At 66.5% G+C, this 24,479-nt stretch carries 14 protein-coding genes and 6 pseudogenes; 15 read left to right on the top strand and 5 right to left on the bottom strand.

The annotated features are described in order from the left end of the window. Positions 1-141: 141 nt before the first annotated feature. Together ABTZ59_RS12580 and ABTZ59_RS12575 are read left to right on the top strand one after the other, a co-directional pair. Positions 142-786: a LysE family translocator gene (locus ABTZ59_RS12580; RefSeq protein ID WP_351394962.1), complete on the top strand. Its 645-nt coding sequence runs from the start codon at positions 142-144 to the stop codon at positions 784-786. A 403-nt stretch (positions 787-1,189) separates the two neighbouring features. After that, on the top strand, positions 1,190-1,435 hold the full coding sequence (locus ABTZ59_RS12575; RefSeq protein ID WP_351395066.1) for a hypothetical protein: 246 nt from the start codon (positions 1,190-1,192) through the stop codon (positions 1,433-1,435). A gap of 249 nt (positions 1,436-1,684) precedes the next feature. Here ABTZ59_RS12575 and ABTZ59_RS12565 read toward each other — a convergent pair. Both ABTZ59_RS12565 and ABTZ59_RS12560 read right to left on the bottom strand, forming a co-directional pair. Next, a pseudogene (locus ABTZ59_RS12565) lies at positions 1,685-1,876 on the bottom strand (NF041680 family putative transposase); the annotation flags it as partial. Further along, positions 1,865-2,418 (bottom strand): annotated as a pseudogene (locus ABTZ59_RS12560) (IS5 family transposase); the annotation flags it as partial. The pseudogenes ABTZ59_RS12560 and ABTZ59_RS12565, both read right to left, overlap by 12 nt. A 119-nt stretch (positions 2,419-2,537) precedes the next feature. Between ABTZ59_RS12560 and ABTZ59_RS12555 the strand changes: the two are divergent. From ABTZ59_RS12555 to ABTZ59_RS12535, 5 genes and pseudogenes are all read left to right on the top strand, one after another. Further along, positions 2,538-4,673: a hypothetical protein gene (locus ABTZ59_RS12555; RefSeq protein ID WP_351394959.1), complete on the top strand. Its 2,136-nt coding sequence runs from the start codon at positions 2,538-2,540 to the stop codon at positions 4,671-4,673. Between the two features lie 121 nt (positions 4,674-4,794). Next, positions 4,795-5,401: pseudogene (locus ABTZ59_RS12550) on the top strand (IS5 family transposase); the annotation flags it as partial. Positions 5,402-5,492: 91 nt separating this feature from the next. After that, positions 5,493-7,028, top strand: a complete 1,536-nt coding sequence (locus ABTZ59_RS12545) for a hypothetical protein (protein WP_351394956.1) — start codon at positions 5,493-5,495, stop codon at positions 7,026-7,028. Positions 7,029-7,171: 143 nt separating this feature from the next. Next, positions 7,172-7,342, top strand: a complete 171-nt coding sequence (locus ABTZ59_RS12540; protein WP_351394954.1) for an HNH endonuclease — start codon at positions 7,172-7,174, stop codon at positions 7,340-7,342. Between the two features lie 38 nt (positions 7,343-7,380). Further along, positions 7,381-7,494: pseudogene (locus ABTZ59_RS12535) on the top strand (IS5/IS1182 family transposase); the annotation flags it as partial. A 30-nt stretch (positions 7,495-7,524) separates the two neighbouring features. On the opposite strand, the gene ABTZ59_RS12530 reads toward ABTZ59_RS12535, so the two are convergent. Beyond that, complete coding sequence (locus tag ABTZ59_RS12530) at positions 7,525-8,883, bottom strand: hypothetical protein (RefSeq protein WP_351394951.1); 1,359 nt, start codon at positions 8,881-8,883, stop codon at positions 7,525-7,527. Positions 8,884-9,035: 152 nt separating this feature from the next. Here ABTZ59_RS12530 and ABTZ59_RS12525 point away from each other — a divergent pair. Beyond that, positions 9,036-9,206: pseudogene (locus ABTZ59_RS12525) on the top strand (IS5-like element IS4811 family transposase); the annotation flags it as partial. Positions 9,207-9,417: 211 nt separating this feature from the next. On the opposite strand, the gene ABTZ59_RS12520 reads toward ABTZ59_RS12525, so the two are convergent. Next, positions 9,418-10,050: a TetR/AcrR family transcriptional regulator gene (locus tag ABTZ59_RS12520; protein ID WP_351394948.1), complete on the bottom strand. Its 633-nt coding sequence runs from the start codon at positions 10,048-10,050 to the stop codon at positions 9,418-9,420. 412 nt (positions 10,051-10,462) lie between these two features. On the opposite strand from ABTZ59_RS12520, the gene ABTZ59_RS12515 reads away from it, so the two are divergent. From ABTZ59_RS12515 to ABTZ59_RS12500, 4 genes and pseudogenes are all read left to right on the top strand, one after another. Next, complete coding sequence (locus ABTZ59_RS12515) at positions 10,463-12,007, top strand: alpha/beta hydrolase (RefSeq protein WP_351394946.1); 1,545 nt, start codon at positions 10,463-10,465, stop codon at positions 12,005-12,007. Positions 12,008-12,150: 143 nt separating this feature from the next. Continuing rightward, positions 12,151-12,364: pseudogene (locus tag ABTZ59_RS12510) on the top strand (NF041680 family putative transposase); the annotation flags it as partial. 292 nt (positions 12,365-12,656) lie between these two features. Continuing rightward, positions 12,657-13,385, top strand: coding sequence for a hypothetical protein (locus ABTZ59_RS12505; RefSeq protein ID WP_351394943.1), 729 nt, complete (start codon positions 12,657-12,659; stop codon positions 13,383-13,385). Positions 13,386-14,597: 1,212 nt separating this feature from the next. Then, the gene (locus tag ABTZ59_RS12500) at positions 14,598-16,019 is read left to right on the top strand and encodes an RICIN domain-containing protein (RefSeq protein WP_351394940.1); all 1,422 of its coding nucleotides are present in this window, start codon (positions 14,598-14,600) and stop codon (positions 16,017-16,019) included. Positions 16,020-16,071: 52 nt separating this feature from the next. Here ABTZ59_RS12500 and ABTZ59_RS12495 read toward each other — a convergent pair whose 3' ends face one another. Next, positions 16,072-16,539, bottom strand: coding sequence for a DUF4913 domain-containing protein (locus ABTZ59_RS12495; protein ID WP_351394937.1), 468 nt, complete (start codon positions 16,537-16,539; stop codon positions 16,072-16,074). A 394-nt stretch (positions 16,540-16,933) separates the two neighbouring features. Between ABTZ59_RS12495 and ABTZ59_RS12490 the strand changes: the two genes are divergently transcribed. The 3 genes from ABTZ59_RS12490 (at position 16,934) to ABTZ59_RS12480 (ending at position 23,761) form a co-directional block, all read left to right on the top strand. Further along, the gene (locus ABTZ59_RS12490; RefSeq protein WP_351394935.1) at positions 16,934-18,313 is read left to right on the top strand and encodes a hypothetical protein; all 1,380 of its coding nucleotides are present in this window, start codon (positions 16,934-16,936) and stop codon (positions 18,311-18,313) included. 165 nt (positions 18,314-18,478) lie between these two features. Beyond that, entirely contained in the window at positions 18,479-20,218 is a 1,740-nt protein-coding gene (locus tag ABTZ59_RS12485; protein ID WP_351394932.1) for a pyruvate dehydrogenase, read from the top strand. Positions 20,219-20,893: 675 nt separating this feature from the next. After that, a complete protein-coding gene (locus ABTZ59_RS12480; RefSeq protein ID WP_351394929.1) occupies positions 20,894-23,761 on the top strand; it encodes an AfsR/SARP family transcriptional regulator in 2,868 nt (955 codons plus the stop codon). Positions 23,762-24,479 lie beyond the last annotated feature (718 nt).

The raw sequence follows: 24,479 nt of genomic DNA, 5'->3' as shown, positions 1-24,479 counted from the left end.
CGCGGTGGCCCCTTTCCGGGCCGGCTCTGTTCACGTCGCAGAGCAGCGTTTATCGGGCAGTTCGGGAGGCAGTCCCGAAGTCGTCCACATCCGCTGTCGTGAGACGTCGATGAAGCCACCATGTCCGAGGGAGATCGTTTCATGGCGATTGATTGGCCTGCCTTCGTGCTGGCATCCCTGACCATCTCGGTGATCCCGGGAGCCAACCAGTTGCTGGGCCTGCGGAACGCGTACCGGCGGGGTCCTCGTGCGGCGCTCCTCGCCGTAGGCGGCAGGCTGGCCGCGTTCGCAGTGATGATAGTGCTGGTCAGCGCCGGTCTTGGCACGCTGCTTCTCCAGTCCGAACGGTTGTTCACCGCCATCAAGTGGACCGGGGTCGTCTACCTGCTGTACCTCGGGGTGCGGATCCTGCGGTCGTCGCGGCGCGTGGCACCAGGAGCCGCCGACGATGCGATGACGGGGGCGGACTCAAGGGCACCTGGCGTGTGGGCGTTGAGTCGTGAGGAGTTCGTAGTGGCCGGTACCAATCCCAAGGCCGTCGTGCTGTTCGCCGCGCTGCTGCCCCAGTTCGTGTCCGGTCCAGGACCGCTCACCGCAGGTCTCCTGACGGTCGGCGTGGCCTACCTGGCGGTCGAGTTCGCCGTCGCGATCGGCTACACGGTGGTGGGTGCGCAACTGCGGCGTGCCTCCGTGTCGGCGCGAGTCGACCGCGTCATCCAGCGCGCGACCGGTGTGTGTCTGATCGGGTTCGCCGCGTACTTCGCGACCGGCCGACAGCCCGCCTGACACTGATCCCTGTGTGCTCCTGCCCCCAACTCCTATGAGTTCTTGGCCATGTTGACGGTCGAGAAGGCTGTCGGACAGTTCCAGTGCGCGGTTGAGGGAAACCCCCGACGTCCAATGTCCTCAAGGGCACCGGTCGCCCCGTCCGCCGGGCGACATCGTCCTACTGGGTACCAACGACCGCTTCTTCGAGCCCGCCCCAGAGTTCGCCGGGTCCCAACGCCCGCATCTGGTGAACCGCCAGATCCAGCCCGCCTGGGCAGGCGGGCACCGCTCCTTGAGGGAACATCCGCGACTGGTCGGGAATCACTCGCAATGCTGAACCGCTGAGGCGCGGGGGCCGTTGTGCTTCCCGTATCGGATACCGGTCCGGTGTTCCACGGCTCAAGGTCCAGGGAGTACGCACATGCCCGAACGAGATACGGCCCGTCGTTTCGCGCCCCATGGTCTGCTCAAGCGGCGGCGGCACGAGGCGGTCGAGGCAAAGGCCCCGTCCTCGCAGGAGCCGTCGACGGACGACCGCGCACTGCGGCTTCCCGTCTCTCCGCTGCCCGCCGCTCTGCTGCCGCTGCCCGCGGGCTTCGACCTGACGCCGGAGGCCGCCGCGAGCCTGGAGGACTCCACGCGGAACTCGACGCGGCGCGCCGGCTGAGCCAAGCGCCTCCTGGTACCAGTCGAAGCGACGACTCCGCTGTGGGCCGCCGCTGCGTCCTGGTCACCGATGTTCGCGGCCGTGACCGCGACGACCAGGCGCAGACCGAGGGTGTCGGTGACGATGTGCCGCTTGCGGCACCTTCTTTCCGCCGTCGTAGCCGCGTGAGGATGCCGGCATCGTCGCGGCGGCCCGCACCGACCACGCGTCGATGATCCCCGCCGTGGGCTCGACCCTCACGGCCCTCGCGGGGGTGGTCCGGCCGAGGGTCTGCTTCGCGGAGCGGAAGGTGTGCTCCAGGTCGAAGCGGTGGAGGAACGCCTGCCGGAAACGGTCCACGTCGTCCGGGGTGGCGCCGGTCTTCGAGGACCACAACCACACCGGCGGAGCGTCCCGCTCCTTCGGCAGGTGCTCGGCCTGGAGCCGGATCAACGTTCCTTGCCGCCGGCGGCGGGGGCCACGCCGGGAGCGGATGGGCGGAATGCCGCGCACGAGCGGCTCCAGGCCCTGACTGTCGTGCATCTTGGCGCCGGATATTCCCAGCGACAGCGGAAGACCGTTCCGGTCGGTGATCAGGTGGATTTTCGAACCCGCCTTGCCACGGTCGGTCGGATTCGGTCCCGTCAACGGCCCCCTTTTGCCGCCCGGACACTGACGGAATCAATCGCGCACCGCGACCAGTCCAGCTCACCGTGGGCACCGAGTTCGTCGAGGACGACGCGGTGGAGCCGGGCCCACACCCGCGCTTCCGACCACTGCGCGAACCGCCGGTACACCGTGGGCCAGGCCGGCCCGAACACCGGCGGCAGCTGCCGCCATGTACAGCCCGACGTGGCCACGAACAAGATCGCCGCCAGCACCTCACGATCCCCCGCCCGGGCCCGGCCTCCACCCTGCGGACGTATCACCTGCGTTGGCGGCACCACCCGACGGAACAACACCCACAACTCATCCGGCACCAGCCGCTCAACAAGACTCGTCATACACGGCACAACGACCCACCGAGCCAAACGAAACGACGCCGAAGTGTGGGGGTGAACTGGCGGGTGGTGTGGCGCGTAGTGGGGGCAAGGAGTGTTCGCGGCTAGAGATGGAGAGTTTCATGGATCAGGAGATCAGGGCTTTGTACACGCTGCAGGATGACGGCCGGTCGCTCGTCCCTCGCGGTCACCTCCCCACAAGTAGAAGGGCTGGTGCGCCTGCTGAGGAGCATAAGGCCAGGCAGCGGATGCACAGGCTCCTCAACCCGAATTATGCGGCGAGTGCTGCGGAGGTTCAGGTTCTGAGTGATAACGGGATCGCGTTGAAGGAGCGTGTTCCGGGCCGTCCCGACAAGGGTTACCATATCGACCCGAACGTGCCGCGGCAGAGTGAGGAAGATTCCGCGTCGGCCAGAGCGGGCGGCGCTTTCGAGATGGCGAAACTGTACACGCTGCAGGACGACGGCCGGCCGCCCGTCCCCTACGGTCACCTCCCCACAAGTGAAAGGGCTGGTGCGCCTGCTGAGGAGCATAAGGCCAGGCAGCGGATGCACAGGCTCCTCAACCCGAATTATGCGGCGAGTGCTGCGGAGGTTCAGGTTCTGAGTGATAACGGGATCGCGTTGAAGGAGCGTGTTCCGGGCCGTCCCGACAAGGGTTACCATATCGACCCGAACGTGCCACGGCACAGTGAGGAAACTTCCGCGTCGGCCAAAGCAGACGGCGCTTTCGAGATGGCGAAACTGTACACGCTGCAGGACGACGGCCAGCCACCCGTCCCCTACGGTCACCTCCCCGCAAGTAGAAGGGATGGTGCACCTGCCGAGGAGAATAAGGCCAGGCAGCGGATGCATACCCTCCTCAAACCGAAACTTCGGGCGAGTGCTGCGGAGGTTCAGGTTCTGAGTGATAACGGGATCGCATTGAAGGAGCGTGTTCCGGGCCGTCCCGACAAGGGTTACCATATCGACCCGAACGTGCCACGGCACAGTGAGAAAACTTCCGCGTCGACCAAAGCAGACGGCGCTTTCGAGATGGCGAAACTGTACACGCTGCAGGACAACGGCCAGCCACCCGTCCCCTACGGTCACCTCCCCACAAGTAGAAGGGATGGTGCGCCTGCTGAGGAGCATAAGGCCAGGCAGCGGATGCATACCCTCCTCAACCCGAATTATGCGGCGAGTGCTGCGGAGGTTCAGGTTCTGAGTGATAACGGGATCGCATTGAAGGAGCGTGTTCCGGGCCGTCCCGACAAGGGTTACCATATCGACCCGAACGTGCCACGGCACAGTGAGGAAACTTTCGCGTCGGCCAAAGCAGACGGCGCTTTCGAGATGGCGAAACTGTACACGCTGCAGGACAACGGCCAGCCACCCGTCCCCTACGGTCACCTCCCCACAAATGAAAGGGCTGGTGCGCCTGCTGAAGAGCATAAGGCCAGGCAGCGGATGCACAAGCTCCTCAACCCGAATTATGTGGCGAGTGCTGCGGAGGTTCAGGTTCTGAGTGATAACGGGATCGCGTTGAAGGAGCGTGTTCCGGGCCGTCCCGACAAGGGTTACCATATCGACCCGAACGTGCCACGGCAGAGTGAGGAAACTTTCGCGTCGGCCAAAGCAGACGGCGCTTTCGAGATGGCGAAACTGTACACGCTGCAGGACAACGGCCAGCCACCCGTCCCCTACGGTCACCTCCCCGCAAGTAGAAGGGATGGTGCGCCTGCTGAGGAGAATAAGGCCAGGCTGCGGATGTACAAGCTCCTCAACCCGAATTATGTGGCGAGTGCTGCGGAGGTTCAGGTTCTGAGTGATAACGGGATCGCGTTGAAGGAGCGTGTTCCGGGCCGTCCCGACAAGGGTTACCATATCGACCCGAACGTGCCACGGCAGTCGCAGAATCCGGTGGGCTATTACAGTTCCCGTGTCCCGGAGGGGTATCCGTCGCAGGAGAGTGGCAACCACTCCGCTGCGTTTCCTCCATGGACGGAGGGGATGTCGGACGCTGCTTCCGCGGTTCCCTCATCGTATTCTGCCGGTTCGTCCGCCTGGGATGCTGCCGCTATGCGGGAGTCGGCCCCCCAGGTCAGTGGTCATTACGGCGGGGATGGCTATCCGGTGAATACGACGCAACCGGGACTGTACCTTCCCAGTTCCTACGGGTATCGGTATGCGGAGTCGTCGTTCGAGGCCGGGCCGGCGTCGGATACCGGACCGTCGGCACATGGTGATCAGCCGAGCAAGCGGGGGCGGCGAAGGTAGCCGGTCCGTAACAGGACTTGATCAGGTTCCGCAGGTGTCCGGATCTCTGAGCTTCTTCGAGCTTCGGCGTCGTTTCGTTTGGTTCGGTGGGTCGTTGAGCAGTGCGTGACCGGCCTGGCCCACGGTCTACCGACGTTTCGCCCGGTGGAGCCGGGAGAGAGTCTGGGCCAGGCTCCACCGGGTCGTCCTCGACGAACTCGGCGCCCGGGGAGAACTGGACTGGTCGCGCTGCGTCATCGACTCCGTCAGCGTCCGGGCCGCAGAAGGGGGCCACTGACAGGACCGAATCCGACCGACCGCGGCAAACCAGGATCCGAAAATCCACTTGATCACGGACCGGAACGGTCTACCGCTCTCGCTGGGCATTCTCCGGCGCGAACATGCACGACAGCCTCGGCCTGGAACCGCTCGTGCGAGGAACCCCACCCGTCCGATCCCGCCGCGGCCCCCGCCGACGACGACCTGCCAGGCTTCATGCGGACAAGGGCTACGACTACCACCACCTGCGCCGATGGCTCCGCGAGAGACGCATCCGCCACCGCATCGCCCGCAAAGGCATCGAATCCTCCACACGGCTGGGACGTCACCACTGGGTCGTCGAGAGGACGGTCTCCTGGCTCGCCGGATGCCGCCGCCTGCACCGCCGCTACGAACGCAAAGCCGAGCACTTCCTCGCCTTCGTCGGCATCGCCGCGGCCCTCATCGGCCACCGCCGACTCACCAAATAAAACGACGTCTAAGTGTGGGGGGGTGAACTGGCGGGTGGTGTGGCGCGTAGTGAGGGCAAGGAGTGTTCGCGGCTGGATAATGGAGAGTTTCATGGATCAGGAGATCAGGGCTTTGTACACGCTGCAGGAAGACGGCCGGTCGCTCGTCCCTCGCGGTCACCTCCCCACAAGAAAAAGGAACGGTGCGTCTGATGGGGAGAATAAGGCCAGGCTGCGGATGCACAAGCTCCTCCACCTGGAAAATGTGGCGAGTGCTGCGGAGGTTCAGGTTCTGAGTGATAACGGGATCTTGTTGAAGGAGCGTGTTCCGGGCCGTCCCGACAAGGGTTACTATATCGACCCGCAGGTGCCGCGGCAGAGTGAGGAAGATTCCGCGTCGGCCAGAGCAGGCGGCGCTTTCGAGATGGCGAAATTGTACACGCTGCAGGAAGACGGCCAGCCGCTCGTCCCCCGCGGTCACCTCCCCACAAGAAAAAGGAACGGTGCGTCTGATGGGGAGAATAAGGCCAGGCTGCGGATGCACAACCTCCTCAAACCGAAGTATGTGGCGAGTGCTGCGGAGGTTCAGGTTCTGAGTGATAACGGGATCTTGTTGAAGGAGCGTGTTCCGGGCCGTCCCGACAAGGGTTACTATATCGACCCGCAGGTGCCGCGGCAGAGTGAGGAAGATTCCGCGTCGGCCAGAGCAGGCGGCGCTTTCGAGATGGCGAAATTGTACACGCCGCAGGAAGACGGCCAGCCGCTCGTCCCCCGCGGTCACCTCCCCACATTTAGAAGGGAGGGTGCGTCTGATGGGGAGAATAAGGCCAGGCTGCGGATGCACAACCTCCTCCACCTGCAAAATGTGGCGAGTGCTGCGGAGGTTCAGGTTCTGATTGATAACGGGATCGCGTTGAAGGAGCGTGTTCCGGGCCGTCCCGACAAGGGTTACTATATCGACCCGCAGGTGCCGCGGCAGAGTGAGGAAGATTCCGCGTCGGCCAGAGCAGGCGGCGCTTTCGAGATGGCGAAATTGTACACGCTGCAGGAAGACGGCCAGCCGCTCGTCCCTCGCGGTCACCTCCCCACATTTAGAAGGGAGGGTGCGTCTGATGGGGAGAATAAGGCCAGGCTGCGGATGCACAACCTCCTCCACCTGCAAAATGTGGCGAGTGCTGCGGAGATTCAGGTTCTGATTGATAATGGGATCGCGTTGAAGGAGCGTGTTCCGGGCCGTCCCGACAAGGGGTACCATATCGACCCGCAGGTGCCGCGGCACTCGCAGAATCCGGTGGGTTATTACAGTTCCCGTGGACCCGGAGGGTATCCGTTGCAGGGGAGTGGCAGCCACTCCGCTGCGTTTCCTCCGGGGACGGAGGGGATGTCGGACGCTGCTTCCGTGGTTCCCTCATCGTATTCTGCTGGCTCGTCCGCCTGGGATGCTGCCGCTACGCGGGAGTCGGCTGCCTGGGTCAGTGGTCATTCCGGCGCGGATGGCTATCCGGCGAATACGGCGCAACCGGGACTGTACCTTCCCAGTCTCTACGGGTATCCGTATGCGGAGTCGTCGTTCGAGGCCGGGCCGGCGTCGGATACCGGACCGTCGGCACATGGTGATCAGCCGAGCAAGCGGGGGCGGCGAAGGTAGCCGGTCCGTAACAGGACTTGATCAGGTTCCGCAGGTGTCCGGATCTCTGAGCTTCTTCGAGCTTCGGCGTCGTTTCGTTTGGCTCGGTGGGTCGTGGTGCTGTGTATGACGAGTGTTGTTGAGCGGTTAGTGCCGGATGAGTTGTGGGTGCAACAACGCACAGCGACCTCACCGACCTCAACCAGCCAGGACGGCGCGAGAAACCCGCGTGGGTTCGCCTCATGGCCATGCGACGGCGGAAGACTTTGGTGATCTGCCGTCAATGCCATGAAGACATTCATGCCGGACGGCCCACCGCGCCCAAACGGATGTGATCACTGGAGAGCGGAATGCGGGGAACGCGGCCGACCCAACTTCCTGGCTCGCCGGATGCCGCCGCCCGCATCGCCGCTACGAACGCAAGGCGGAGCACTTCCTCGCCTTCGTCGGCGTCGCCGCGGCCCTCATCGGATACCGCCAACTCACCAAGTGGAACGGCGCCTTGGAGCGCCTGCGCTCAGCTCGGGGGCAGGCTGTTCAGCTGTTCCAGCCTCTTCTGGATGGCGTCGAGGGCGGCGCGTTGTCGTCCGGGAATCCGGCGGCGCTGGGCGACGAGCTGGGGGGCCAGGCGGCGGGCGTGGGCGGCGTCGCGGATCCTGTCCCACTGGTGATGGGCTCGGTCGACGGCGGTCTCGACGTCGTGCGCGTCGGGGGCCTGCCGCAGTGTGTCGAGGCGGATCTGGGCGGTATGGAGCCACAACGCGCAGGACTGGTCCGGGTCGTTGGCGACGGAGGCAAGGTGGGCGCGGACCTCGACCCAGTGGACGGCGGCGTACGTGTCGGCGCCGAAGCTCTGCACGGCACGCTGCTCGGCGGCGAGCGCCAGGGCGACGGCTTCCCGGTGGCGGCCGGCCTGTGACAGCGCGGCGATCCGCTCGTGCGGGTCGTCCGGGGCGGGCACCGTGGCGACGCTGGGCACGTGGACCGGTGAGACGGTGCGCTGTGCCCGCTGCGGCGGAGGGAGCTGTACGGGCGGGACTTGAGCGGCGGGTGGCTGAGCCTGGGCCGAGGAAAGGGGCGACGGTGGGAGCTGGACCGGTGCGGCGCCGATGGGCGGCGCGAGTGTCCGCGCCGCCGGGGCCGGGGCCCGCGGCGGCGCGTGGGGCGCCTGGGCAGGGGGCGTTGGACGCGTGGACGGCAGCTGCGTGCTCACGCCGGCTGCGGGCCGCTCGGGGCCGAGGATCAGCGCGTCCTCGACGGTGGCCGCGCGTCGGAGGGCCTCGTGGTGCAGTTGGTCCGGTGCGGAGCGCCGGCCGGTGCGCAGGATCTGGGCCAGGGCGTGGGTGTAGGCGGGGTGGGTGGTCCGCCGGCGGCCGGGCGGTGGGGCGATGACGCCGTATGTACGGGCGCCGTTGGGGAGTTCGAGTGGCTCCTTGTCGAGCAGCTGCCAGACCTCGGCGTCGGCGACCAGGTCCACGTACAGGGTGGTGGCGTCCGGTCTGCGCTGCTGGAGCTCGTTGACGAGCCAGGCCCACGGGAGCGCGGTGTATCGGAGGGTCGAGGGCGTGGTGCGGGCGAGCGCCAGGTGCACGGCCTGTTGTCGGCGGTCGAGCTGCAGCTGGCCGACGAGCACGACGGTGAGCGGGCCCTCGGCGGCGGCGGCGCCCCGGATCCGGGTGAGGACTGCCTGCGGGTCGACGGGATCGGCCAGTTCGATGAGTGTGGCGGTCGGTGTGTCCGTGAGCGCAGTCGGCGGTACGGCGGCGAGCACGGGTATCACGCCGCCCGCGTCGGTGAGTTTGCCCTTGCCGACGGGGGCGGCCACCAGTAGCAGCGCGGTCCCCGGCTCATCCTGCGCATCCGCGTTGATCTGCATCCATGCACCGTATCCGCTGACCTGCGGACGGTCTGCCGACCTTCGGCGCCGGCGGCGGCCGACTACCGGAGAACGTCACGCTCCCGGGCCACGACGAGACCTGAGTCGTAGCGGTACACGGCCAATCCGGCCGCCACCACGTCGCGGCAGCAGTTGCTCCCTCTCTCGCGTGGATGATGCACGCACGGCGCCATGCCCGGGACTACGAACGAATCGTCCAGCACTCCGAGACGCTCATCACCTGGGCCGCTGTTACCCTCATGACCCGCCGCCTCACCCGCAAAAGCCCCCGCACCGACAGCCCTTTCCGGCGAGCATCGGCCCGCCCGTGATCATGGGGCAGAGTGGGGTGTTCTCTCGCCGTGCACGGCTGCGTGCTCACTCCCTCACGTCCTGCCATGTCGCCCAGACTTCGGCAGGGCTTCGCACTGCTGCACCGGTTCCGCCGACTGCGCATCCGCTGGGAGATCCGCGACGACATCCACGGAGCCTTCCTCAGTCTGGCCTGCGGCATCATCTGCTGGCGACGGCTGGTCAACGTCTCACTTTGTCAGGAGTTCCAAGAAGGCTGTCGACGGCAGTGAACAGCGTTGCGGTCTCGGATGCGAGCAGGGATTCCGAGCTCGGAAGTGCCCTCTCGACCGAGAGCCCGTTGACGACGGTGAGCAGGAACTTCGCGCGTTGTGCGTTGTCGCCTTCAGTGATGTGTCCTTCGCCGGCGAGGACGGACAGCCAGTGCTCCACGCGGTACCGCGTGTGCCGCTCGATGGCGAGGTAGGCCGACCGGGACTCCTCAGTCGGCTCGGAGGCGATGAACGTTTCGTAGGTCGTGGCCCATAGCTCTCGCGCCTGTTGTCCGGTCCCGGCGGACACGAGCATCTGCCGAAGGCATCCGACCAGCCGGTCCCGCGCGGAAAGAGTCGTGTCGTGGATGGGGTCGTCCGGAAACACGAACTCGTAGATGCCTGCGAGCACGGCGTCCTGCAGGGCGCGCTGCGTCGGGAAGTGATGCCGTAGCGAGCCCGTGCTCACGCCGGCTCTGGCGGCGACCGCTCGCACGCTCAATTGCGCAGCCGGGTTCTCACCCAGCATCGCGGCGGCCGCCGCGAGGATCCGATCGCGGGAACGCGGCTTCGAGCTGGTTGCTTCTGTTCTGGGTACATCCACGGCCGCATCCTACCAACACGCCGTACTAGTACAGTGTGCTAGCGTCTGGCGTCGATGCCGGCACAGCGTGCTGGTGGCCGGTCTGTGGAGGACGGGAGCGGGGCATGTTCGACCAGATGCGCCAGCGGCGAGCTGCCGCGCGGCTGAAGCCCGGAGACAGCCGCGAGTTGCGCAGTTTTCGCTGGTGGCAGCTCTTCAGCAGGGCTCTCTTCCACCTCCGTGACTGGCGTGGGCAGCTGACCCTCCGCCGACAGGACACTGTGGTGATCTTCGCTGGAGGCTCCCGGCCAGGCGCAACCCGGCTGCTGCTCGACAGGCCCGTCTCGGTGCCGCACAGCGGGACGCGCACCAGCTCGGACCTCCGCCCCTTTACTCCCGCTGACCTCAGCTCCGACAAACAGGAGAGTGGCGTATGCCCCACCACAAGAAAACGACCGTCGTCATCGGCGCAGCGGCTCTGAGCCTGCTTACGCTGCTGGGCTGCCGGCAAGTCGACGCCTCCGACAACACGGTCGCCGCCTCCGACGCCGACCTGGCACGCTTCTACCAACAGAAGCCGGCTTTCAAGCCGTGCGACCCGAAGCTGCCGCCCGGTGTCCCGGCGGTCAAGGCCGAGTGCGCGAAGCTCAAGGTGCCGCTCGACTACAACGACGCGGAGGGAAGGCAGGTGGAGATCCCGCTGCTGCGGGTGTCCGCGCGTGGTCAGGACCCCATCGGCTCACTCGTGCTGAACCCCGGCGGTCCCGGCTTCCCCGGCACCGATCACGCGGCTCTGACCGCCGTCGTATGGGGCAAGTCTCTGATCACCGAGCGCTTCGATCTGGTCGGGTTCGACCCGCGCGGAGTCGGCGCCTCCAAGCCGGCGCTCGATTGCTTCACCGATGCCGAGCGCGATCGCGACGCGAAGCTCTACTCCATCCCCGCCGGCCTGGACGACTGGAACCGGCAGGAGACCCGCCGGCTCGCTGAGCAGTGCGGCAAGCGCTCAGGCGGGACTGAGGTACTCGAGCACGTCGGCACCCGCGACGCCGCGCGGGACATGGACGTGCTGCGTCAGGCCCTGGGGGATGACAGGCTCTCCTACGCCGGCAGCAGCTACGGAACCCGGCTCGGCGCCGTATATGCGGAGATGTTCCCGAAGAAGGTTCGCGCACTGGTCCTCGACGCGGCGCTGGACCCGACGGCCGGCACGCGCGAGCGGCGCATCCAGCAGGCCACCGGCTTGCAGGCATCGTTCGAGCGCTTGGCGGCCGCCTGCGCGGCCCAGCAGGACTGCCCGCTCGGAACTGACCCCGAGCGCGCCACCGAGGAGTTCCAGAAGCTCGTCCGGCCGCTGATCGACAAGCCGGCGCAGACCTCCGACGGACGGGACCTCACCTTCAGCGGCGCGGTCGAGGGCGTGGAGACCGCGATGTACTCCGAGGCCAGCTGGCCCACCGCGATCAAGGGCATCACCGAGCTGAGCTCGGGCAAGGGTGACACGTTGCAGAAGCTGCGCGACGACTTCCACGGGCGTACTCCCGACGGCACCTATTCCAGCTCGTCGGAGGCCAATCTGGCGATCAACTGCATGGACGAGGAGCGCCATACGCCCGCGCAGGAGACCGCGCTGGCCCGGGCGTGGTACAAGGCCGCGCCGTACTCCGACCACGGTCGTCCGGTCAAGAAGGTACGGGACGGCTGCGAGCAGTGGCCCGCCGAGCCGACCCTTGGCTTCCCGCACGCCACCGACATCAAGGGCCTGCCCGACACCCTCACCGTGTCCGTCACGGGCGACCCCGTCACTCCGCACGAGGGCAGCATCAACACGGCCAAGGCGCTGGGTGGCAGCCTCCTCACCGTCGAGGGTGAACAGCACGGCGCCCTGCTAGCCGGGAACGTCTGCGTGAACGACGCCGTGGCCTCCTACCTCGTCGACCTTGAGCCTCCTGCCGACGGGGCGCGATGCAAGCTCTGACGGCCGGTCTCCAGCGCGGCCACGATCGAGTCTTCAGAACAGCATCTGCGGACCCTCAAGCACGCACCAGTCGGCCGAAATTGCCCCCTGCCCGGTGCACGGCCCCAGTCGAAAGTTTTCCTCACTGCTTCCGCCACGTGCCGGCCGCCGACCTCCGCCGGCCCTGGGAGAAGCCGACCAGGCCCGAACGCCTCACTCCGGCCCGGGCCCGCCGGGGGGTTCAGGAACATCCGAGCCCACCTGCTCTGTCCGGCCCGTGTTCCCCAACCTCGGGGCGCTGGTCCCGGACGACCGCCCGGGACCAAGAACCGCCATTCCGCACCCCGCTACGACGTCGGCAAAACCGTCAAACGCCCCGCGGCGCAGCCCATGCCGGAGTGCCCCGACGGAACAGTCATCGCGACTGCCCTCCCGCAGCGGCGGGTTGGCGAGGCGGTACGCGTACTGGACCTGACCCCCTGAACAGCGGCACGGCATCACGGCCCTGCCGAATCAGTTGATCCGGCGGGACCGGTGTGTGGTCTTTCAGTGCGCCCGGAACATGCGGTGTTGGGGTTCTCGTCAGTGGCAGGGAGCCGGTGAACCCTGGCGCTGCCGGGTGCGGCGCCGGGGTCTTGAACCGTGGCCGGGGATATCGCGTTGTGCGTGCATGGAGCCCAATCCAGGATCAACCAACAGTGCGGAAGCGCGGCGACGGCGGGAGGAATGGCAGGCGGGCGTTTCAGAGGATCTGCGGACCAACGTGTACAACGGGCGGACGCCGACGCGCTATCTGACGGAAGCGCAGCAGCAGTGGCAGGCAGGCGTTTCACCCGATCTGCGGGCCAACGACATCTATCCGCCGCAGCAGCCACCCCAGGGCTACACCCAGGGGGGATCCGCGCGGCCGTCTCGCGGGTACCCGGAGCAGCAGCAGTCGGGGCCGACGTACCAGGAACCCGAGTCGGCTCATTCAACGGCCGCGTGGGCGTCGGTGGGGCAGGATGTCACGTCGCCGTTTGCGATGGGATTCCAACAGGCCGCGCCGTCTCGCGGGTACCCGGAGCAGCAGCAGCAGTCGGGGCCGACGTACCAGGAACCCGAGTCGGCTCATTCAACGGCCGCGTGGGCGTCGGTGGGGCAGGATGTCACGACGCCGTTTGCGATGGGATTCCAACGCGCCGCGCCGTCTCGCGGGTATCCACAGCCCGCCGCTTCCGACGAGCAGACACCCGCCGAGTTTTTGCGGACTCAACAGCAGCTGGCGCCGCTGAGGCGGCCCTACACCATTCCATCGTCGGACCGCGAGCCCCGGATGCGCGCGAGCGCGCACAACCCCAGGCTCCGCATTGACACCACTGCGCCCCCTCAGCGCAAGGGCAAGGGCAAGGGGCGATAGACCGGCCCGCGACGTTCTCGTCGAGTACGACGTCGCAGGCATGCCCGTCCGACCCCGTGCCGATACGCGAGCCTGCCCGGACCAACTGGTCCGGGCAGGAGTTCGGGGCGCGGCTGGGCCGGTGAGGCCCATCATCCCGTCCGGCGCCTGGGCTTGGAGAAGTTTTGCACCGACGACACGGACCGGCCCGAGGAGAGGGACCCTTGCCCCTGGCCAGACGGTGACCGGCCTGGCGAATAATCGCGTGCCGCTCTCGCCGTCCATTCATTTCCGGAGATGGTTCCGTAGTCCTCGGACCCGTTGACTGACGGTGATGGCGGTCGGTGCTCTTGGTAGCCCCTCTGCTCTTGGTAGCCCCATTCGTCCGATTGCTCGGATCCAGGGGTTCCCGGGCGGAAATGCGCTGCTTGCCCGATCGCCGCCAGGGGCCAATCGGTAGCGGGAGCCGCGGCCAGGGGCTGATTGGGCTGGGATTGTCGGTGGTAATCCTGTACGGGGCGCGTTTGGTTATGGCCGGCCGCTTCGGCTATGGCCTTGAACGCCTCCAGCATCGCGCTCCGGTCCGCACTGCCCGTTGTCGCTTGCTGTTCCCGTTTCTGTTCCCGTGCTTGGTGGCGTTCGCGCATCCTCCTGTTCTCTGACAGCCGACTGCCGAACGCACCCACTCCGAGGGCCGCTCCACCAGCGATCATCAAACCCACCACGGCAGCAGACACCCCCGGAGCGAGAGTCAGCAGAAGTCCCCCGATGACCAGGCCCGCTGCGAGGGTCATGGCCTTATTCGAAGCCAAGACTTTCCGGGCTGCTCCCCCCACGGGCCTGAGCGCGGTTGCCGCTTTCCCCAGCCAGGCGCTCCACCCCTTTTCCTGCTCTTCCTCGCGGTTGTCAACTCTGTCCGTATCGGGCATGCCGTCCTCCTGCCATTCGGGAATGTGGGCGTATCGACGGGGCCGTCGAAGGCGTCTCCTGAACGACCGATCTGTGACCTTCACGGCAAAGTGGTCAGGGGTAGTGCATGTTCAGCGACAACGGTTGGAGACCGTAGTCGGTTCAAGCCGATGGGCTTCCGTGACCTCACCCGCGTGTTGCGGACGGTGCCTGGGAGTTGAACTGTTTCGCTCCGGTGTCCGTTGCGGTGTGCGCAGAGCTGGCGTGGGGCGTGGGCGGTGCCCGTGCGAGTCCGCGCGCCGACACCGTAAGGAAGGAATGGACATGAACAGAGGTGACGAAGCCGCCGGCCCGGGGCCCGAGCCGCCCGCCCACTTCTCGGTGGTCATCTTCGGCGACGGTTCCGCCGCCATCGACGGCGATCCGGTGGCCGTGATGCCGGGCGAGCCGGTCGATGTCGCGATCCTCGACATGCTGCACGGATACGCGCGCGGCCTGAACGCTCCTGTGACGGGAGCCATCTCCGACCCGTCGGCGGGTTATGTGGCGATCGTGGAGGTCGCGCCGGACGGGTCCAGCAAGCTGCTGGAGCAGCGTGCGAAGGACGCGGACGAGGCGGCGGAGAAGGGGCCGGACGCGGCCGACGGTCCCGGCGAGCGTGCCCGGCGGCAACAGGAGCCTGTCGAGCCGTTCGGGTCCGGTAGGCCGCGGGCCGAGACCGGGACCGGGACCGGGACCGGGACCGAGGCCCCGGACACCGGTCACGAGACGAGGACGAACGCACTGCCGGAGCCGCCCGCGGGGCCGCGCTCCACGCCGCCTCCCGCTCTTCGCGCGGTGCCGGACAAGAAGGCCGCCCGGTCAAGTGCGCAGCCCCAGTCGGACGAGGAGTACGAGCGGCCGGGGCTGTTCCAGCGGCCTCTGTTCATCGGCGGTGTGGCGGCCGCCGTCGCGGTACTGGTCGTCGGCTCGCTGGTGGCGCTGGGCAGTGGCGCGGGATCGGGAGGTGCCGAGGGAAAGAATCAGGCCGCCGGTTCGGGCCAGGAGGCGAGCAGTTCCCCGATGCTGTTCCGGCCACCGAGCTACTCGCCCCCCAGCACCCCGTGGCCTACGGTTTCGCCGTCGCCTTCGGTCACGAAGTCGCCGTCGCCTACGCCGTCGTCCTCCAAGACAAAGCCCGCCCCTCCCAAGCCGAAACCGAAGCCGAAGCCCGTACAGCCGGAGCCCGAGCCGAAGCCGACGAAGCCCAGGGCGACCGGCCCCAAGTTTCCCACCGGTCCGGTCCTGATCAAGAACGAGAAGTTCGGCTCCTGCGTCGATCTTCCCGGCCGGGGCGAGGGCAAGCAGCACGGCAGGGTCCAGGACGCTCGCCCGTGCGACTCGACGAGCGCCGACAACCAGCTATGGACCCTGAAGCTGACCCACAAGGGCCGCGGCACCGGCGGCGCCGACTTGTACTTGATCCGTAACGTCAAGGACGGGCGCTGTCTGGATCTGTACGACGACGATCCCGCTCCGGTCTCGATGCGGGTGACCGAGTTCACCTGCAAGCCGATCCTTGAGGACAACATGCTCTGGTGGTTCCACAAGCGCCCCAACGGCACGTACTGGATCCGCAACCAGATGAGCGGCGACATGTGTCTCGACATAGCGCGGGGGGAGAGGGAGAAGCCCGCGAACGCCACGCTCACCATCTACCCCTGCAATGACCGCGACGACCACCAGTGGCGGTTCGTGAAGAGCTGACGCTCCTCCCGGCGTACTGGGCAGGGCCTGGGCCTGATCCAAACGAAAAACCCTAGCTCGGGCCCCTGCCCCGGTCGGGGCCGAATGGGTCGACGGCATCGACGGGGGGCTTCTCCTTCGGCCGGTGGTTGCCGGGTTTGCAGCCGGCGAAGGGACCCGACGGATCTCGCAGCGACTGCATGACCGGCCCCAGGTAGTCCCGGTGCCAGTTGGCGGGTCCGGCCATTCCGGAGCCGGGGCCGGTCAAATCCGCCCAGGCGAGCCACAGGCCGTGGAGCTGGGCCACCGCTTCCTGGTGCTCCCACCAACGGGAGCACCAGGGGGCGGCGGAGGTGATCTCCCTGCCGTAGACCGGCAGCAGCACATGGTGGGTCCACAGCGTCAGCTGGCGCAGATTCTTCGCGTACTCAGGTCCCTCCAGATAGAGGATGAACCGGGGTGCGGAAGGTGGCGGTTCCTCGGAGGAACCCTCCGAGGGTGATGGATCATTCTTCTCGATGTCAGCGGTGTCGACCGTCATCGTGTTCCTTTCCCATCGCGCGTCAGGGGAATTGTCGGCGGGCTTCTGGAATGTGCGGGTCGTGCCTGCTCGGTGAGCACAACGCACACGGGACGTCCGAGGTTCACTGAGTTTCGCGGCTCCGGAACGCACGCCTTACCCCGCTTCCGGCAACACCGCGAGGTGATCCTCCGCCTTGAACCATCCGCACTACGGGGCCGTTGAGAGGCAAAGGGGACCTCGGCCGCCGGCTGGTCGGTGAGGTGCGTCCGGAAATGTCTCCCTTCGCCGGTCTCGTGACACCGTCCACCAGGCTGTTCTTCACGTCCAGGCCCCTGCCCCCACGCGACCTCAGCTGCTGCCCGTCGAGCTCGCCGGAAGCGCACCAAGCCATCAAACCTGAAGAGCACATCGCATGAAAGGGAAATTCGGCGTGTCGAAATTCGATGAAGCGAAATTCTACGAATGTAAAGCCACGCTCTCCGCCCGTGTGCAGAATCTGAATTTGCATCACGATGCCAAATTTATGGAGAGTTTGAATGCTTATGTGGATCAGTTGCACAGTGAGGGAATGTCGATACATCGAGACAGGACGGCTGATGAGATTGCGGCCGGCCAACAGCGAGCGGACAGGCTGGTAGAGGAATTCAGGCATCGGCATGGCTTCCAAGTCTCATATGACTGGTGGCGCGCCCACAACGAGGACGACGACTTTCGGGACAAACGAATCCATGAGGCCGAGTCCAACTCGGCGCACGGCTACCTCTGGTCCAAGTCGGAAGTGGAGCCGGCCGCGAAAGTGGCAGCCAAGGATGGCGGGTTACCTCTGGAGAAAACGGTTGCCGGCGCTCTCATGGACAAGCTTTCCTGGGGCTTTGACGACTGGGCTGCCTCGCCAACCATGGGGCGTCTGTGGGAACAGCTGTCAGTTGCATTTGTGGAAGGTTTCCAGGGGTGGGCAAACGCAGTCGTACTCGGGGGAGTGGTGGAGAGCAGCGTGCTGACTCGGCTCGAATGGCCGCATCTGCGAAAAAAGATTGAGGATGGCAGCGTGCTCGGCATACGTGTCAGGGTGATGAGACTGGCGGGGGATCCGAGGGATTCCAGGACCTGGAGCCTTGAAACAACGGCCGGCTTTGATGTCAAGTCGCAAGAAGAATTCGATTCCCTGCCCCGCCCGTCAGGGCCGGAGTTCTGGGGTCGGCAAAAACGCTGGCACGATCGCCAAATGGCGAACGCGGGTAAGAGCTATGACCGTGTCGGCGCCAATGTGTCGCAGTACTCCCTTCGTAACTTTCATGAAGTATTCGATGATCCGACATTGACTGTGACGCTGTCAGGTCTTGAGGGAGATCGATGGGATTCCGGAGTGTTGACGGAAAGTCCGAAACAGCTCTCAAGGGCTGCGACCTATGGCTCGCTAAAAAGAGCAACGACCATGTCTTCGGTGGAAACGTCAGGGACTTCTGATTCCCTGGAGAGCAGCTCCGAGGGAGATCTTTCCCTCTCCACTTTGAACCTAAAACTGGCCGTCATTCAAGAAGAAGAGGCAGCTGAGTCTCATGAAACCGAGCGCCTGCCGGTCGAACCCCGCTCGCACATCGAGCGCAGCGACTCACTGACCGAAGCCTATGTCAGTTCATTGGTGAGTGGCGTACAGGAATACGCTCCTCCGTCCGGTGCCGGAGTGCAACCGGCCCCCGGTCAAAGCGCTCAGCCTCACCACGGAAGTCTCCCTCTCAAGGAGAATCAACAGAAATTCAATGCCGGTGATCAGAATCGTCGGTCCCGGTGAGTGTGAACCGGTGGTCGGGGCTGGTGGCCCGCTGGTCGTGCGGTGTCGCCGGGGTACTCGGTTCCGCTCTTCATCGGGCGTTCCTTATGGTGGATGCATCAACTACGTTGGGGCTGTCGAGAGTCACCTGAGACAGGTGCGCGGCCCGAGGGGAGAAGTCCGGCGATGCGGAATCTGACCGTGGCCCAGCAGATGGTGGACATCCTTCGCCAGGCGGGCGTGGAGCGGATCTACGGTGTGGTGGGTGACAGCCTGAACTCGGTGGTCGACGCGGTGCGCCGTACCGACGGTATCGAGTGGGTGCATGTACGGAACGAGGAGGCCGCCGCCTTCGCCGCGGCGGCGGAGGCACAGCTGACCGGCAAGCTCGCGGTGTGTGCTGGGAGCTGTGGCCCCGGAAACACGCATCTGATCCAGGGACTGTACGACGCGCACCGCTCCGGTGCGCCGGTGCTGGCACTCGCCTCGCACATCCCGTCCCACCAGATCGGCACCGGCTTCTTCCAGGAGACCCACCCGGAAAGGCTGTTCACGGAGTGCAGCGACTACTGCGAGATGATCAGCACCTCCGGGCAGATGCCCCGGGTTCTTCGGATCGCCATGCAGCGGGCTCTTGGCAACAGCGCGGTGTCGGTCCTGGTGATACCGGGTGATGTCGCGCACGAGGAGGCGACTCATCCGACGGGGAGCGGCGACCTGGTTACCGAGCGCGGCCGGGTTGTGGCGCCGGACACACAGGTTCGGGGGCTGGCCGAGAGGCTGAACGCGGCACGGAAGGTGATGCTGTTCTGCGGTGCGGGGGTGCGGGACGCGCACGCCGAGGTCATGGCGCTGGCCGAGAAGACCGCCGCCCCCGTCGGGCACACCCTGCGGGGCAAGGAATGGATTCAGTTCGACAACCCCTACGACGTGGGCATGAGTGGTCTGCTGGGCTACGGTGCCTGCTTCGACGCGATGCACGAGGCCGACCTGGTCGTCCTGCTCGGCACCGACTTCCCGTACAACGACTTCCTGCCGCAGGCACGGACCGTGCAGATCGACCACGACGCGGGCCGTCTCGGCCGTCGCACACTTCTGGAACTCGGGGTGCACGGCGATGTCCGGGAGACGCTGCGGGCCGTGCTGCCGCTGGTCGGGGCGGAGCGGGACCGTACCTATCTGGACCGGATGCTGCGCAAGCATGCCAAGTCGCTGGAGACGGTGATCTCCGCCTACACCCGTGACGTCGAGCGGCACACCCCGATCCATCCCGAGTACGCGGCATCGGTTCTGGACGAACTCGCGGCCGACGACGCGGTGTTCACCGTGGACACCGGCATGTCCAACGTGTGGGCGGCGCGTTATCTGACCCCCAATGGGCGACGCCGGGTGATCGGTTCCTTCCTGCACGGCACGATGGCCAACGCGCTGCCGCATGCCATCGGCGCGCAGTTCGCTCACGCCGGCCGCCAGGTGATCTCGATGTCGGGTGACGGCGGACTGGGCATGCTGATGGGCGAGTTGCTCACCGTGAAGCTGCACGATCTGCCGGTGAAGACGATCGTCTTCAACAACTCCTCGCTGGGCATGGTGAAGCTGGAGATGCTGGTCGAGGGGCTGCCCGAGCACGAGACCGACCACGAGCCGGTGGACTACGCGGCGATCGCCCGCGGCGCGGGCATCGAGGCGATCCGCGTCGAGCGCCCCGGGGATGTCGTTCAGGGACTCAAGCGGGCGCTCGCCCACGACGGACCGTTCCTGGTCGATCTGGTGACCGACCCCAACGCGCTGTCGATCCCGCCGCACATCTCGGCCGCCCAGGTCAAGGGATTCGCCTTCGCCGCGGGCCGGACAGTCCTCGACGGCGGCGTCGGCAAGATGCTCGACCTGGCCCGCGCCAACCTGCGAAACATCCCCCGCCCCTGAGACAGCCATCGTCCTCATGCGGTTCTTCGGCGCCCACGCCGGCACCGAACGGCTCGCTGCCCAACTCAGAGAAAGGTGTGGAAAATCATGGGGAACGACCCCGAAAATTCTGTAAAGCGTCCTGATTCGGACGTTCTTGGATCGGACCAGCCCACTATCGTGCGCTCCGATTCACCGACGCTCGGACATGACCCCGGTATAAATGTCGGTGACATGCGGGACTCGAATGACCATTCTGGGCCCCCCGAGGTCAGAAGTGGTGAAGTCCCGAATTTCTCGCGAACTTTTACGCGCGTGGCCGACTCTTTGCCGGTGCCCGTCGCGGAAAACCCCATAGCCGCCAATCTGCGGGGGGACCTCAGGGGCCCCGATGCACTTCGGCAATTGATGGAAGGTGATGGATTCACAAGAACGCGGCAAGCCCCCAATCCGCCTGGCGCGTCCAGCGGGCAGAGTCGGCCGGGCGGCTCGGCCCCGAACGCAAAGGATTCGAAAAAGAAAAAGCTGGGATAGCCTCCACCGTCGTCGACACGGTCATGGACGAGCCGAGGGTGCCCCCGGGCCGGTGCCGGGGGGCCCTGGTGCCGGGGGGCCCTGGTGCCGGGGGTCCTGCCTCGGGCCCGACGCGGTCATCGTGGACAAGGCGTTCGCAGCCGGTCTTTGTATAGTCGATGTGTGGACACAGGCTACGAAGTCTCTCTACGTTTCGCCGTGTTGGGGCCGGTCCGGGTATGGCGTGGGGACGAGGAGTTGCCGCTCGGTTCGCCTCAGCAGCGAGTGGTACTGGCGGTGCTGTTGTTACGACGTGGGCGTCTGGTCACCACCGCCGAGATCGTCCACGCCGTCTGGGGTGAGAATCCGCCGGTGACGGCCGTACCCGTTCTGCGAACCTATGTGTCCCGGCTGCGCAAGATCCTGGAGCCCGATCGAGTTTCCGAGTCCCGGGCTGTGATCGTCTCGGCCACTGACGGATATCTGGCTCGTGTCCCCGAAGAGGCCCTGGATCTGGGCGTGTTTGAGCGGCGAGTCGCCCGGGCGACGAAGCTGCGCGCCGCGGGCGAGTTGTCCGCCGCGTCAACGCTGTTGTACGCCGCACTCGACGGGTGGCACGAAACTCCCCTGGCCGGGCTGGCGGGCCCGCTCGCCGAGGCCGAACGCTCCAGGCTGAACGAACTCCGGCTGAGCACTCTTGAGGCGCGCTTCGATATCGATATCCAGCTCGGGCGACACGAGACCATTGTTCGCGAGCTGGCCGCTCTGACCAGCCAGCATCCGCTGCGGGAGCGACTGTCCCAACTGCTTATGCTCGCCCTGTACCGATCGGGGCGTCAGGCGGAGGCGCTGGCGAGCTATCGCACGACACGAAGCACGCTGGTGGCCGAGTTGGGCATCGAACCCGGCGCCGCACTGAGGGAACTGCACCACAGCATTCTGACGGGCGACGCGTCACTTGAGTATGCTCCGCCCCCGCGACACGAGGTCGATCAAGCACCTGCCCCCGGCGTGCCGATCTGCCGTCCTGCCCAGCTCCCCGCCGACCTGGCCACTTTCACCGGTCGCCGCGCCGAACTCGACCGGGCACGCGCGCTGGTGCCGAAGGACGGCGGCCACTCGGAGGCCATGACCATCGGTGTCGTGAGCGGCATGGCGGGAATCGGCAAAACAACTCTGGCCGTCCATCTGGCTCATGAGATCGCCGACGGTTTTCCCGACGGACAGCTCTTCATCAACCTGCGCGGTTTTGACGCGACCGGTTCGATCGTGACGCCGGAGGAGGCCATCCGGATCTTTCTCGACGCGCTCGGCGTCCCCTCACGGCGCATCCCCACGCAACCCGAGGCCCAGGCCTCGCTGTACCGCACTCTGATGGCGGACCGGCGCATGCTGATCCTGCTCGACAACGCCCGCGACGTTGAACACGTCCGGCCACTGTTGCCCGGTTCGCCCAGCTGCCTCGTCATCGTCACCAGCCGCAACCAACTCACCAGCCTGATAGCCAATGAGGGAGCGCAGCCGCTCACTCTGCATCAGCTGACCCCCGCGGACGCACACGAGTTCCTGCGGCTCCGACTCGGTGACGAGCGAGTGAGCGCACAGTCGGCCGCGGTGGACGAAATCGTCACACTCGGCGCTCGGCTGCCTCTGGCACTCTCCGTTGTCGCCGCCCGGGCCGCGATCAACCCCGGCTTCCCGCTCAGCGCCATCGCCGACGAGCTGCACGACACCCAGGGAAGTCTCGACGCCTTCGTGAGCGGTGATCTCAGCACCGATGTACGAGCCGTCTTCTCCTGGTCGTACGACGCCCTGTCCGCCCCGGCCTCGCGACTGTTCCGTCTGCTGGGCCTTCACACCGGCCCGGACATCTCCGCACCCGCCGCGGCCGCCCTGGCGGGCCTCACCCTGCGGGAGACCCGCGGCCTGCTCGCCGAACTCTCCCACGCGCACCTGCTCATCGAGCACCTGCCCGGCCGCTACACCGTGCACGACCTCCTGCGCGTCTACTCCCGCGAACGAGTCGACACCGACGAGTCACCGGAGGAGCGGGACCGGGCGGTGGAGCGGCTCCTCAGCTGGTACCTGCACACCGTGGACGCGGCATATCCCCTCCTCGCCCCGCACCGCCGACGCATTCCCCTGGAACCGGCGCCCGTCGGCTGCCGCCCCCTGTGGTTCACGGCTCACGACCAGGCTCTGCACTGGTGCGAGACCGAACGCGGCAACCTCGTCGCCGCTGTGCACCAGGCCGCCGCGTCCGGCAGATCGGCCATCGCCTGGAAACTCGCGGCCAGTCTGTGGGGATTCTTCTATCTCCGGAGCCATCTCCATGACTGGCTCGACACCTCCCTGACAGCTCTCGCGGCCGCCCGCGCGGCCCACGATCGCGGGGGCGAGGCCCAGTCCCTCGGGGACGCGGCCGGCGCTCTGACGCAGTTCCGCCGTTTCGACGAAAGCATCGACTACTACCAGCAGGAGATGGTCCTCCGCCGGGAGCTGGGGGACAGGTACGGCAGGATGCATGCCGTCGCGAACCTGGGCAACGTCTACCTGAACAGCGGCAGACTCGACAAGGCCATCGAGTACAGCCGGCGAGGGCTCGTCATGTTCCAACTCGTCGGCTACACCTGGGGGCAGGCGATCGCCTTGGCCAATCTGGGCGACGCCTACCAGCAGCTCGGCCGGTTCGACGAGGCCAGGGACTGCCTGGAGCAGTCGTTGACCGTCCTGCGGACCATCGACAATCGCTGGGTCGAGGGTGTGGTGCTCGACATCCTCGGTACGATCGATCACCAACTCCATCACTACGACGATGCCGTCGAGCACTACGGCCGGGCGCTCGACGCACATCGCGACGTCGCCAACGAGACGGGCGAGGGCTACACCCTGAGCAATCTCGGCGATGTCCAACTGGCCACGGGCCGGGCCGAGGCGGCTCGCGCCAGCTGGCTGAAGGCACTGGCCATCTGGGAGAATTTCGATCACCCGGGCGCCAAGGCGATGAGGGACAGGCTCTGCCGCCTGAACGACCGCACTCGCGCCGCGTGACCGCGGGCGCCCTTCCGCCCTCTCCTGTCCCGACCTTCGCGCCGACCGGGCGCTGACCCGCGCATTCCCAGCGATGCGGGCTGCCGCTCCGAACAGGACGAGAGCCGCGCGTAGCGGGTGGTGAGCGGACCCTATGACCAGGCCCGCCTACCTGGGCCCAGGTCGTTGGGGCCGATCGGACACCGAATGTCTACGCGGAGCCGCGGGCCGAGCCACGGCTGTCGGCCCCGCGGCGGCGCTGCTGTGCGACCGTGCCCGGGACGGAGATCCTGAGGCAGCGGGAAGCGTCGCGTGGACGGCCGCGGCGACCGGCGCCGGAACAGCGGTAGCCGGGGTGATCGGCGCTGTCCGGTTCGGTTCCCACATCAGAAGCGGCGGGGCCTCCAATCCGAGCGCGCCGTAGGCAAGTTCCCTGGCTTGCGCGAAGATCGCCCAGTCCACCTCAAGCGCCTCCTGAGCCTCGGGTGCGCGCCAGGAGGGGTCGTCCCGCATGGTTTCCCATATGAGTCGATAGACGGTCGACCCGAACTCCGCCGTTTCCCGAGCGGCTTCCCTCGTGTTCGTGGCCTGGCCGTCTTGCCCCATCAGGGTCCACACGTCGACGATCTCGCTGCGAAGCCCGCCGAGTCTCTCCTCCACCTCTGTGGCGGCCGAACTTTCGACAGTTGGAAACCAATGGTCGGCTTGCATGTCTCCTCCTCGTGATCGCGCGCAAACA

The organism is Streptomyces sp. NPDC094034, assembly GCF_040303865.1.
GTDB lineage: Bacteria > Actinomycetota > Actinomycetes > Streptomycetales > Streptomycetaceae > Streptomyces.
The sequence above is the reverse complement of the archived record's forward strand: the minus strand, read 5'-3'. Positions and strand labels throughout refer to the sequence as shown.